The organism is Pseudomonas sp. BN102, from assembly GCF_029871245.1.
Lineage (GTDB): Bacteria > Pseudomonadota > Gammaproteobacteria > Pseudomonadales > Pseudomonadaceae > Metapseudomonas.
On record NZ_SSON01000077.1, the window covers coordinates 268,963 to 281,700 of the forward strand.

Consider the following 12,738-nt stretch of genomic DNA (forward strand, 5'->3'; position numbering starts at 1 on the left):
GCTCCTTACGGGTTGTAGCCTGCCAACATAGTGGTCAGGCAAGGAGTGAATATCTCGTTTTGGCTTGCCGGTGAGAGGGCACGCAATAGCCTGCCCTCACGGCAAGGGGCGACATTCTAGAGAAGGGGTTGATGCCACGCAAGGAAGATTGTCGATTATTTGAACAGCTGGAAACGGGTGTGCGGAGCCCGACCTTGCATCGAGCCCCGCCAAGCCTGGAGACCTCGGGTTTCAGGCCTTCAGCTTTCTCTGCCGCACCGCCTCGAACAGGCAGACGCCTGTCGCCACCGAGACGTTCAGGCTGCTGACGCTGCCAGCCATGGGCAGCTTGACCAGGTAATCGCAGTGCTCGCGGGTCAGCCGTCGCATGCCCTTGCCTTCGGCCCCCATGACCAGCACCGTGGGGCCGGTCATGTCCTGCTGGTAGACCTCCTGCTCGGCCTCGCCGGCCGTACCGACCACCCAGAGCCCCTTCTTCTGCAGCTTCTCCAGGGTGCGCGAGAGATTGGTCACCGCCACCAGCGGCATCACTTCCGCCGCGCCACAGGCCACCTTGCGCACTGTGGCATTGAGGGTGGCGGATTTGTCCTTGGGTACTATCACCGCCAGGACTCCGGCAGCATCGGCGGTGCGCAGGCAGGCGCCGAGGTTGTGCGGATCGGTGACACCATCCAGGGCCAGCAGCAAGGGCGCCCCCGGGGTCCGCTCGAGCAATTCGTCGAGCATGTTCTCGCCCCAGACCTGGCTGGGACTAACTTCGGCCACCACGCCCTGGTGCACGCCTTCGGCCCACTCGTCCAACTCGTGGCGGTCCTTGTGGCCGACCGCGATGCGGTGCTGCCCGGCCAGGTCGAGCAGGACCTGGACCCGCGGGTCATGCCTGCTTTCCGCCAGCCACAGCTGCTTCACGCGTTTCGGATGATGGCGCAGCAGCGCCTCCACGGCATGCACGCCGTAGACCTTTTCCAACTGACTCATTTCTTGACCTTGCTGGTGGGCGCCTTGGGCTTGGGCGGCCCTTTACGGTGCTTCGAGGGTTTGCTGGCGACCTTGGCCTTCGCTGCCTTGGCCTTCTTCTTCGGCGGCTTGGCCTCGACCTTGCCCGGCTTGTCCAAGGGCTTCTGCGCCGGACGGCTGCCCTTGCTGGCCTTGGCACCCTGCTTGGCTTCGCTGAGCAGGGCCTGTTTGAGGGCGCGGCTCTTGCTCACATCGGTGTTGCCGAGCATTTCCTCGGCCTGGGCGAGCATTTCCGGCGGCACGTCGGGCAGCGCCTGGACTTTGCCGGCGCGATGCCGACGCGGCGCCACCGCGGCCTGGGGTTCATGCCAGGGCTTTTCCTGGGCAGCGCGCGCAGCGGCCTTGGCGCCGCGGCCACGACCCTTGCCGACACGGGGTTCGGCCACGGCCTTGGGCGCTGGCTTCTCCTGCCCGCGCTTCTTGCGACCCACCGGGGCGCTGAGGACGTTCTCGGAAAGCTCGAAGTCGATCTTGCGCTCGTCCAGGTCGACCCGCGCCACCACGACTTCCACCGTGTCGCCCAGGCGGAAACTGCGGCCGCTGCGCTCACCGGACAGGCGATGGTGGATGGGGTCGAAGTGGTAGTAGTCGCCCGGCAGCGCCGTGACGTGCACCAGGCCTTCCACATAGATGTCGATCAGTTCGACGAAGATGCCGAAACCGGTCACTGCCGAGATCACGCCGGGGAAAGTCTCGCCCACGCGGTCGCGCATGTACTCGCACTTCAACCAGTTGGTGACGTCGCGGGTGGCCTCGTCGGCGCGTCGCTCGGTCATCGAGCATTGTTCGCCGAGCTGTGCCAGGCGCGCCTCGTCGTAGGGATAGATGCGCGCCTTGGGCATGCTCGCCGCGCCTGCGCGCTGCACGTGGTCGCTGGCCCGCTTGGAGCGGATCAGGCTGCGGATGGCGCGGTGCACCAGCAGGTCCGGGTAGCGACGGATGGGCGAGGTGAAGTGGGTATAGGCGTCGTAGTTGAGGCCGAAGTGCCCGACGTTATCGGGGCTGTACACCGCCTGACTGAGGGAGCGCAGCATCACCGTCTGGATCAGGTGGAAGTCCGGACGCTCGCGCACCTTCTCCAGCAGCGCCTGGTAGTCGCTGGGGGTCGGCTCGCCCTTGCCGCGGTTGAGGGAAAGCCCCAGTTCGGCGAGGAACTGCCGCAGCTTGTCCAGGCGCTCGCTCGGCGGGCCATCGTGGATGCGGTAGAGCGCCGGGATCTCGTGCTGCAAGAGGAAGCGCGCAGTGGCCACGTTGGCGCAGAGCATGCATTCCTCGATCAGCTTGTGGGCGTCGTTGCGCTGGGTCGGCAGGATCTCGGAGATCTTGCGGTCGGCGCCGAAGACGATGCGCGTCTCCTGGGTCTCGAAGTCGATGGCGCCACGCACCTGGCGAGCCGCCAGCAGCACCTTGTAGAGCTTGTAGAGCTGCTCCAGGGGCTTGACCAGGTTCGGCAGCTGCTCGGCGAACAGCCTGGCCTCGGTCGACTCCGGGGTTTCCAGGAACTGGCTGACCTTGGTGTAGGTGAGCCGCGCATGGGAATGGATGACCGCTTCGTAGAACTCGTAGCCAGTGAGCTTGCCTGCGCGGGAGATGGTCATGTCGCAGACCATGGCCAGGCGGTCCACCAGCGGGTTCAGGGAGCAGAGGCCGTTGGACAGCACCTCCGGCAGCATCGGGATGACTTTTTCCGGGAAGTACACCGAGTTGCCGCGATTGGTCGCTTCCTCGTCCAGCGCCGAGCCCACCTTTACATAGTGGGAAACGTCGGCGATGGCGACGATCAGGCGCCAGCCGCCGCCTTTGCGGGCTTCGGCATAGACGGCGTCGTCGAAATCGCGGGCGTCCTCGCCGTCGATCGTGACCAGCGGCAGGTCACGCAGGTCGATGCGCTTTTCCTTGTCCTTCTCGGCCACCTCGGGCTTGAGCTTCGCGGCCTCCTTGACCACGGCGGCGGGCCACTCGTGGGGAAGGTCATAGCTGCGCAGGGCGACTTCGATCTCCATGCCCGGCGCCATGTAGTCGCCCAGCACCTCTACCACCTCGCCCTGGGCCAGGCGGAAATTGCTCGGCCACTGCTCGATCTTCACCTGGACGAACTGGCCGTGCTTGGCAGTGCCCTGCTTGCCCGCGGCAATCAGCACTTCCTGCTGGATCTTCGGATTGTCCGCGACCACGCGGGCGATCCCGCTTTCCTCGAAGAAGCGGCCAACCAGGGTTTCGTGGGCGCGCGCGATTATTTCCACCAGCGCCCCTTCGCGACGACCACGTCGGTCGAGGCCGGCAACTCGCGCCAGCGCTCGGTCACCGTCGAATACCAGGCGCATCTGCGCCGGGCTGAGGAAAAGGTCGTCGCTGCCGTCGTCGGGAATGAGGAAGCCGAAGCCGTCGCGGTGGCCACTGATGCGGCCGCAGATCAGATCGAGCTTGTCGACCGGCGCATAGGTGCCCCGGCGGGTATAGATAAGCTGGCCGTCACGCTCCATGGCGCGGAGGCGGCGACGCAGAGCCTCCAGCTGTTCGTCGGTGGTCAGGCCGAATTCTTCCACCAGCTGTTCCCGGCTGGCAGGCGCACCGCGCTCGTCGAGGCGCTGCAGGATCAGCTCGCGGCTGGGAATGGGGTTCTCGTATTTTTCCGCCTCGCGAGCGGCCTCGGGGTCGAGGTTCTGCCAATCGGCCATTAGAGAGTGATCACCTGTTCATTCATAGTTGGGTTTGCCATATGCCTATTGAAGCGCGAATTCCGATTGTCGGTCAGCTTAGGCGGAAGAATAATTTTTTTCGCGCTCAGGGGTTTACAACACAAAAGTCGGCTCGTATAGTTCGCGCCCACAGCGTCGCTGAGACGTTGTAACCGGAAGCTGATGAGCAATCATCGCATCCAGTGCCCAGGTGGCGGAATTGGTAGACGCACTAGGTTCAGGTCCTAGCGGTGGCAACACCGTGGAAGTTCGAGTCTTCTCCTGGGCACCATTTTCAGAAGCCGAGCCGCACAGCTCGGTTTCGCGTTTAACGGATCGTACGGATCCGTATCGACTACCTCGATGAAGTCCGTATAAGTCGATGAGCGATCATCGCAATGTGCCCAGGTGGCGGAATTGGTAGACGCACTAGGTTCAGGTCCTAGCGGTGGCAACACCGTGGAAGTTCGAGTCTTCTCCTGGGCACCACTCTTCAAACACAAAGCCGAGCTCAGCTCGGCTTTGTGCTTTCTGCATGTCGACGATCAGCCCCGCCACCCCGATCCCGCAATGGGGCCAGGCTTGCGCCCGGCCCGCCCTTGGCCTCCTTCTATGCCTTGAACTGCCCGAGGCTGGCCTTGAGCTGATCGGCCAGGCCAGCGAGCACCCGCCCACTGCTGGCAGTCGCGGCCACCGCTTCGGCCGCCAGGCTGGCCTCGGCATGGATAACATCCACTCGGCCACGTACACCATCGGCGCCAGCTGCCTGTTGCTCGGCCGCGCGAGCCGCCGCCTGCACCGCGCCGTGCACCTGCTCCACGGCCTGCTGCACACCTTGCTGCAGGCGCTCGCTGTCACGCAGCGCCTCCAACCCCTCGACCGCACGCTCCCGGGCCTGGGAAATGGCCGCCACCGCCTCGCGCGCCCCGGTCTGCAGGGCGGTGATGTGTTCCTGGATATCGCCGGTGGATTGCTGGGTCTTGCTGGCGAGCGCGCGCACCTCGTCCGCCACCACGGCGAAACCGCGCCCGCTCTCCCCTGCCCTGGCCGCCTCGATAGCGGCGTTCAGCGCCAGCAGGTTGGTCTGCTCGGCAATGCCATGGATAACCGACAACACCATCTCGATCTGCTCGCTCTGCCGCGCCAGCCGCTCAATCACCGCGGAACCGTTCTGAACCCGTGCTTCCAGGTTCTCGATCAGGCCACCCACCTTGCGCGCGATGGCCGCATTGTCCTGAGCGGCCTGGCGGATCTCGCCGACCTGGCGCAAGGTGCTCTGCATCGCATGGCTCTCGGCCTGGGCCTCCGCCACCATGCCGGACAGCGCATTCAGGCTGCCCTCCACTTCACTGCGCTGGCGTTGCGCCGCCGCCTCGGCCGACTGGCTGCGCTGGGACAACGCCACGATCTCGACCCCGGTGCGCTGCGCCACCTCTCCCGCCTCGCGGACTATGGGCTGCAACTTGTCGACGAAGCGGTTCACCGCCGCGGCCATCTCACCCACCTCGTCGCGACTGTCCAGCTTGACCCGGCGGGTCAGGTCGCCCTCACCGGCGGCCAGGTCATCCAGGGCACCGATCAGCAGCCGCAGACGTACCACCACGCGCCGCCCGAGCACCAGGGCCAGCACCAGCAGCATACCCAGGCCTACCAGCACCAGCCCAAGGCCGATGCGCCAGCGCAACTCTCCCGCTGCCGCCTCCACTGCCTGACGGGTACCGGCGCTCATGTTGCCGGCCGCCTCGCGCGCCGACTGCAGGCGCGCGGTCAGTGCCGTGCTGCTTTCGCTGGCGGCGCCGGCAAGGCTCTCGCCCACCAGCTCGCCGCCACTGGCGATCAGGGCGGCGAAGCGCTGGTCCAGCGCCTTCAGCTGCTGCTCCACCGAAGCCGTGGACACCCCCATGCGCACCTTGCCGATCTCCACGCCATTGGGGCTGATGGAGGCGTCCACCAAGTAGACGGAAGGATCGTCGGCCGCCGCGTTCAGCACCTTGTCCAGCGCCCGCTCCCCCTGCCCCTTGGCCAGCAGGGCCTTGATCTGGGGATTTTCGCGATTGAGGTAACGCGTCAGATGCTGACCGGTAGCATCGTCGTAGACCACGAAGAGCACATTGGGATTGCGCTGGGCGCGGCGGGCGAACTCGGAAAGCGTCGGCACGTCGTTGTCCCACATGGCTCGCGGCGCCACGGCAGCGAGCAACTGGGCCAGGTCGTTGGCCGATTCCCTGAGGTTCTGCTCCAGGGTCTGACGCAGCTGGCCCTGCTCCTGTTGGAGCCGCTCGCTGAGAGAGGCACCCAGGCGCTCGCGGGTCTTGCCGGAGAGTGCGCTCAGGCTACCGGACACTTCCTGCCCGGCCAGTTCGAGGTCGCCGGCCAGGCGCTTGGTATCGCTCCCCAGCCTCACACCCAGCTCATCAACCAGGGAATTCACTGTGCTTCGCGTCAGGGCAACAGCCACCACCACCTGCACCAGCAGGGCCAGCCCCAGGGCGATGAAGACCGGACGCAGCAAACGACTTTGCAACAGGGAGAGGATGGCTGACACGACTTGTGGCTCCTTAACGACCGTTACCGCTATAACGGCGACAACACGGATTTATTGAGCACCAGCAAAGTACGTGCCGATCAGCAGCGCGACATTCGCAGCCACAGAAACGACAAAGGGCCGCACTGGGCGGCCCTTTGGAGGAGTCAGGAGACTCAGGCGTAGGGGTGACGCAGGACGATCGTCTCGTTACGGTCGGGACCGGTGGAGATGATATCGATAGGCGCACCCACCAGCTCTTCGACGCGCTTGATGTAAGCGCGGGCGTTGGCCGGCAGTTCTTCCAGGCTCTTGGCGCCGACGGTGGATTCGCTCCAGCCCGGCATTTCCTCGTAGACCGGCTGCAGGCCGATGTAGCTGTCGGCGTCGGTCGGCGCGTCAACCAGGACCTCGCCGTTCTGGTCCTTGTAGCCGGTGCAGATGCGGATGGTTTCCAGACCGTCGAGCACGTCCAGCTTGGTCAGGCAGAGGCCGGAGATGCTGTTGATCTCGATGGCGCGACGCAGGATCACGGCATCGAACCAACCACAGCGACGGGCACGGCCGGTGGTGGAGCCGAACTCGTGGCCACGCTTGGCCAGGAAGGCGCCGGTTTCGTCGAACAGTTCGGTCGGGAACGGGCCGGACCCCACGCGAGTGGTGTAGGCCTTGGTGATACCGAGGATGTAGTCCAGGTACAGCGGGCCGAAACCGGAACCGGTGGCGGTGCCGCCGGCGGTGGTGTTCGAGCTGGTGACGTAGGGGTAGGTGCCGTGGTCGATGTCCAGCAGCGAGCCCTGCGCGCCTTCGAACATGATGTAAGCGCCCTGCTTGCGCAACTGGTGCAGACGCGCAGCCACGTCGACCATCATCGGCTTGAGCAGCTCGGCGTAGCCCAGGGCCTCGTCCAGGGTTTTCTGGAAATCGACCGCCGGCTCCTTGTAATAGTGCTGCAGCACGAAGTTGTGGTAGTCCAGCAGCTCGCCCAGCTTGGCCGCGAAGCGTTCGCGGTGGAACAGGTCGCCGATGCGCAGACCGCGACGGGCGACCTTGTCTTCGTAGGCCGGGCCGATGCCGCGACCGGTGGTGCCGATCTTCGCATCGCCGCGGGCTTTCTCGCGGGCCTGGTCCAGGGCCACGTGGTACGGCAGGATCAGGGTGCAAGCCGGGCTGATGCGCAGGCGCTCGCGCACCGGTACGCCCTTCTCTTCCAGCTTGGTGATTTCACGCAGCAGCGCATCCGGCGCGACCACCACGCCGTTGCCGATCAGGCACTCGACGTTCTCGCGCAGGATGCCGGACGGGATCAGGTGCAGCACGGTCTTCTCGCCGTCGATCACCAGGGTGTGGCCGGCGTTGTGGCCGCCCTGATAACGCACGACGGCGGCAGCCTGGTCGGTCAGCAGATCGACGATCTTGCCTTTACCCTCATCACCCCACTGGGTGCCCAGGACTACGACATTCTTACCCATAACACTTGTCCTCTTCGCAGAAGCTCGATGCCGGCAGCCGCCGGCGGAAAACACGGAAACTCGTTTGTGGCCGGCCACCTGCGCCGACCATGAAGCCACCTTTAGGAAAGCGCCGCCACCTGCCAGCGCCCCTCACGCAGGACCAATTGGCGATCGCAACCGGCCTCCTGCGCGTTCGCCACTTCCTGCCCCGGCAGAGCCTGGACCACGCGCTGGCCATCGGCGCGCAGGCGCTTGACCTCGTACCAGAGGTAGGGGTCGTGGCTGTCCGGTACCCAGATACCGGAAACCGGCTGGTCCAGCGCCATGTTGCCCAGGGTCACCAGGGTCTTCAGGTCGGTGGAGAAACCGGTGGCCGGGCGGGCACGACCGAAGTCGGCGCCGATGTCGTCGTAGCGGCCGCCCTGGGCGATGGACTGCCCGACGCCCGGCACGAAGGCGGCGAACACCACCCCGGTGTGATAGTGATAGCCGCGCAGCTCGCCCAGGTCGAAATAGAGCGGCAGCTCGGGGTAACGCAATTCGAGGGCGTCGGCGATGGCGATCAGCTCGTCCAGCGCGACATGCACGTCATTAGGTGCATCCATCAGCACGCCCTGGGCCAGATCCAGGACCTCACGTCCACCGCACAGTTCGGCGAGGGCACGGAGCATGGAGGCCAGTTCGCGCGGCAGGTCTTCAGTCAGCTCGGCGACTTCGTCCACCGCCTTGCGCTGCAGGGCGTCGAACAGGCTGCGCTCGACTTCGCCGGAGAGCCCCGCAGCCTTGGCCAGGCCACGGTAGATGCCGACATGACCGAGGTCCATGTGCACGTCGGGCACGGCGGCCAGTTCGAGCATTTCCAGCATCAGGCTGATGACTTCCACGTCGCTGGCCGGACTGGCATCACCATAGAGCTCCGCACCCAGCTGGATCGGGCTGCGCGACGTGGACAGCGCGCGCGGCTTGGCATGCAGCACGCTGCCGGCATAGCACAGGCGATTCGGGCCTTCGCGGCGCAGGGTGTGGGCATCGATGCGCGCCACTTGCGGCGTGATGTCGGCGCGGAACCCCATCAGGTGGCCCGACTGCGGGTCGGTCACCTTGAACGTACGCAGGTCGAGATCCTGGCCTGCGCCAGTCAGCAGCGATTCGAGATATTCAATGTGCGGAGTGACCACGAAGTCGTAGCCCCAACGCTGGAACAGGTCCAGCACCTGGCGGCGAGCTGCCTCGATGCGTGCCGCCTCGGGCGGCAGTACTTCTTCGATACCATCTGGCAGCAGCCAGCGATCTACCGTTGCCATTTCGCCAATCCCCTCTCAGCCGGGCGGCAAGCCATCAGTGAAGCAGATACAGGAGGCCGGTCCCCAGCAACATGCTGGACAGGCCCATCAGGCGGAGATGGCGGTCCTTGAACTCCGCCAACCCAAGCACCGCGGCGCGCCAACGGCGCGGATAGAGGAAGGGCAGGATGCCTTCCAGCACCAGCATCAGACAAAAGGCAATGCCGAGTTCCTGCCACATGATTCCCGCGGACGCAAAAAAGCCGGGATTTCCCGGCTGACCCATGATAACACGTTTTCCCTGCCGGTCACCCCGGCGGACGATGAGCGTCCGCCGGGAGACTGATCAGCGCTTGGCCTTGTCCAGGTAGCGGAAGAACTCGCTGCCCGGATCCAGGACCATCACGTCACCCTTGTTGGAAAAAGCTTCGCGATAGGCCTGGAGGCTGCGGTGGAAGGCATAGAACTCCTCGTCCTGGCCATACGCCTGGGCGTAGATGGAAGCCGCCTTGGCGTCACCATCACCGCGGGTTTCCTCGGCTTCGCGATAGGCCTCGGCCAGCAGTACGCGGCGCTGGCGGTCGGCGTCGGCACGGATACCTTCGGCCAGCTCAGAGCCCTTGGCGCGGTGCTCGCGAGCTTCACGCTCACGCTCGGTGCTCATCCGCTCGAAGACGCTGCGGTTGACTTCCTTGGGCAGGTCGATGGCCTTCACCCGCACGTCCACCACCTCGATGCCGAGTTCCTTGCTGGCCATGCGGTTCAACGCCGCCGTGATGTCCGCCATCAGCGCGTCGCGCTCGCCGGAGACCACTTCATGGAGGGTCCGCTTGCCGAACTGGTCGCGCAGGCCCGCCTCTAGGCGACGGGACAGACGCTCGTCGGCAATCTGCTTCATGCCGGAAGTCGCGGTGTAGAAGCGCTCGGCATCAGCCACACGCCACTTGGCGTAGGCGTCCACCATCACCGCTTTCTTTTCCAGGGTGAGGAAGCGCTGGGTCGGCGAGTCCAGGGTCAGCAGGCGGGCGTCGAACTTGCGCACCTGGTTGACGTACGGAATCTTCATATGCAGGCCGGGCTGAACGTCGGCTTCGACGATGCGGCCGAACTGCAGTAGGACCGCCTTCTCGGTCTGCGACACGATGTAGAGGCTGCTCCACACGAGCAGCGCCACCACCACGCCGCCGATCAGGGCAAACAGCGATTTATTGGTCATCAGCGACTCTCCCTGGAACGCAGATTGCGCTGCTGCAGATCGGTGGCGACGCGCGAGCCCAGGTCACTGCCGCTCGCGGAGGCCGATGCGGCCGGAGCCGCCGGGGCGGGGCTGCCGCCACGATTGTCGATCATCTTGTCCAGCGGCAGGTAGAGCAGATTGTTCTGACCCTCCTTGCCGGTCACCAGGACCTTGCTGGTATTGCCGAGGACATCCTGCATGGTCTCGAGGTACAGACGCTGGCGAGTGACCTCGGGCGCCTTGTGGTACTCGGTAAGCAGCTTGCTGAAGCGGTCGGCCTCACCCTCGGCGCGGGCGATCACTTCATCGCGGTAGCCGTTGGCATCCTCGATGATGCGCTGGGCCTGGCCGCGAGCCTCGGGCACCACGGCGTTGGCATAGGCCTCGGCCTGGTTCTTGGCGCGCTGTTCGTCTTCGCGGGCACGGATCACGTCGTCGAAGGCTTCCTGCACTTCACGCGGGGCGGCCGCGCTCTGCACGTTGACCTGGGTGACCGTGATACCGGTGCGGTAGTTGTCGAGGAAACGCTGCAGGCGCTCCTTGATCTCGCTGGCCATCAGTTCGCGGCCCTCGGTCAGCACCTGATCCATCTCGGTGGAGCCGACCACATGGCGCAGGGCGCTTTCGGTGGCGTGCTGCAGGCTGACCTCTGGCTCGTCGACGTTCAGCACGAAGTCCTGGAGGTTACTGATCTTGTACTGGACAGTGAGCGGCACTTCGACGATGTTCTCGTCCTCGGTGAGCATCTGACCCTGCTTGCTATAGGCACGCTCGCGGGTGACGTTCTCCTGGAACTTGCGATCGATCGGCGGGAAGTAGATGTTCAGACCCGGGCCAACAGTCTCGTAGTATTTGCCGAAGCGCAGCACTACGGCCTGCTCCTGCTCGTCGACCACATAGACGGCGCTGTAAAGCCAGACCACGGCAAGCAGGGCCAGGCCGATGCCGAGCAGGCCGAAACCGCCCGATCTGCCGCCACCCTCGTCGCCGCCACGTTTCTTGCCGCTACCGAACAAGCCATTCAGGCTGTCCTGCAGCTTGCGGAAGGCCTCGTCCAGGTCCGGTGGCCCTTTGCGGTCGCCACCACGGCGTCCACCCCAGGGGTCCTGGTTATTCGAGTTGCCACCCGGCTCGTTCCAAGCCATAGCGCTCTCCATACTGATAAAGCAAAGACGCGCCCACGGCGCGCCCGCCCATGCTACCCAAGCCCGCGGCCCGCGGCAAAATCACCTACACGGGCTTTATTGCAAAGTGTGTTGCTCGAGGAACTCGCTCGGCTGCCAGCCTTCGCGGCTGACCAGTCGATTCAGCTCGACGCGCGGCAAGCGCACCGCCAGCAGGATATCGCCGGCCTCGTCGTGTTCTTCTGTCTGGACCGCACCCAGGGCGAAGAACTGGGCTCGCAACCGGCCGAAACGCTGCGGCAGACGCAGGGTGCCGACGAACAGGTCCTCGCCCAGCAACTCGGCGACGGCCTGCTCCAGCAGTTCGAGGCCGCTGCCATCGCGCGCCGAGAGCCAGACCCGTTCGGGCTTGCCCTCTTCGTCACGCTGAATATGCGGCTCGACGTTTTCCAGGAGGTCCACCTTGTTGTAGACCTCCAGCATCGGCAGCCCCTCGGCGCCGATTTCGCCCAGCACCGCCAGCACTTGTTCGATCTGTGCCATGCGTTCGGGCTCATGGGCGTCGATCACATGCAGCAGAAGGTCGGCGTTGGCGGACTCTTCTAGGGTAGCCCGGAAGGCCTCAACCAGCTTGTGCGGCAGGTGGCGAATGAAGCCCACGGTATCGGCCAGCACGATCGGTCCCAGGTCATCCAGCTCAAGCCGGCGCAGGGTGGGGTCGAGGGTGGCGAACAACTGGTCGGCGGCGTAGACCTCGGAAGCAGTCAGCGAATTGAACAAGGTGGATTTGCCGGCGTTGGTGTAGCCCACCAGGGAGACTGCCGGGATATCCGCGCGCTTGCGCCCGCGGCGTGCCTGCTCGCGCTGGCTGCGGACCTTCTCCAGGCGCTGCTTGATCTGGCGAATGCGCACCCGCAGCAGGCGGCGGTCCGTTTCCAACTGGGTTTCACCCGGGCCACGCAGGCCGATACCGCCTTTCTGGCGCTCAAGGTGGGTCCAGCCACGCACCAGCCGCGTGCTCATGTGATTGAGCTGGGCCAGTTCGACCTGCAGCTTGCCCTCATGAGTACGGGCGCGCTGGGCGAAGATGTCGAGAATCAGACCGGTACGGTCGAGCACCCGGCACTCGAAGGCGCGCTCGAGGTTGCGCTCCTGGCTGGGCGTGAGGATGTGATTGAAGATGACCAACTCGGCCTTCTCGGCCTTGACCAAGTCGTGCAACTCGTCGACCTTGCCGCTGCCGATCAGGAACTTGGCCGTTGGCTGGTGACGGGAAACGGAGACGAATGCCACCGTGTCCGCACCGGCCGAACGTGCAAGTTCCAAGAACTCCTGCGGATCTTCGCGCGCCTCGGGATCTTGGCCCTCCAAATGAACCAGGATGGCCCGTTCACCACCACCAGGGCGTTCGAAAAACAATG

Annotated in this window: 9 protein-coding genes and 2 tRNA genes; 2 read left to right on the top strand and 9 right to left on the bottom strand. The window is 65.1% G+C overall.

Annotation, left to right across the window (positions count from 1 at the left end; translation table 11 throughout):
- Positions 1 to 231 precede the first annotated feature (231 nt).
- Positions 232 to 978 (bottom strand): 23S rRNA (guanosine(2251)-2'-O)-methyltransferase RlmB, encoded by a 747-nt coding sequence (gene rlmB, locus E8F12_RS25270; RefSeq protein WP_280327952.1) that lies wholly within the window; start codon positions 976 to 978, stop codon positions 232 to 234.
- Positions 975 to 3,695 (bottom strand): ribonuclease R, encoded by a 2,721-nt coding sequence (rnr, locus tag E8F12_RS25275; RefSeq protein ID WP_280327953.1) that lies wholly within the window; start codon positions 3,693 to 3,695, stop codon positions 975 to 977. The genes rlmB and rnr overlap by 4 nt, the downstream gene beginning before the upstream one ends.
- A 205-nt stretch (positions 3,696 to 3,900) precedes the next feature.
- On the opposite strand from rnr, the gene E8F12_RS25280 reads away from it, so the two are divergent.
- Positions 3,901 to 3,987 (top strand) — tRNA-Leu (locus tag E8F12_RS25280).
- Between the two features lie 110 nt (positions 3,988 to 4,097).
- Positions 4,098 to 4,184 (top strand) — tRNA-Leu (locus E8F12_RS25285).
- A gap of 121 nt (positions 4,185 to 4,305) precedes the next feature.
- Here E8F12_RS25285 and E8F12_RS25290 read toward each other — a convergent pair.
- The 7 genes from E8F12_RS25290 to hflX form a co-directional block, all read right to left on the bottom strand.
- Complete coding sequence (locus tag E8F12_RS25290; RefSeq protein WP_280327954.1) at positions 4,306 to 6,240, bottom strand: methyl-accepting chemotaxis protein; 1,935 nt, start codon at positions 6,238 to 6,240, stop codon at positions 4,306 to 4,308.
- 155 nt (positions 6,241 to 6,395) lie between these two features.
- On the bottom strand, positions 6,396 to 7,691 hold the full coding sequence (locus tag E8F12_RS25295) for an adenylosuccinate synthase (protein ID WP_280327955.1): 1,296 nt from the start codon (positions 7,689 to 7,691) through the stop codon (positions 6,396 to 6,398).
- Positions 7,692 to 7,792: 101 nt separating this feature from the next.
- Entirely contained in the window at positions 7,793 to 8,977 is a 1,185-nt protein-coding gene (locus E8F12_RS25300; RefSeq protein WP_280327956.1) for an ATP phosphoribosyltransferase regulatory subunit, read from the bottom strand.
- Positions 8,978 to 9,011: 34 nt separating this feature from the next.
- Positions 9,012 to 9,197, bottom strand: coding sequence for a DUF2065 family protein (locus E8F12_RS25305; protein WP_003453007.1), 186 nt, complete (start codon positions 9,195 to 9,197; stop codon positions 9,012 to 9,014).
- A 105-nt stretch (positions 9,198 to 9,302) separates the two neighbouring features.
- A complete protein-coding gene (hflC, locus tag E8F12_RS25310; protein ID WP_280327957.1) occupies positions 9,303 to 10,172 on the bottom strand; it encodes a protease modulator HflC in 870 nt (289 codons plus the stop codon).
- Positions 10,172 to 11,338, bottom strand: a complete 1,167-nt coding sequence (gene hflK, locus E8F12_RS25315; protein ID WP_280292501.1) for an FtsH protease activity modulator HflK — start codon at positions 11,336 to 11,338, stop codon at positions 10,172 to 10,174. Before hflK ends, hflC begins: the two co-directional genes overlap by 1 nt.
- Before the next feature lie 96 nt (positions 11,339 to 11,434).
- On the bottom strand, positions 11,435 to 12,736 hold the full coding sequence (gene hflX, locus E8F12_RS25320; RefSeq protein WP_280327958.1) for a ribosome rescue GTPase HflX: 1,302 nt from the start codon (positions 12,734 to 12,736) through the stop codon (positions 11,435 to 11,437).
- Positions 12,737 to 12,738: the final 2 nt, after the last annotated feature.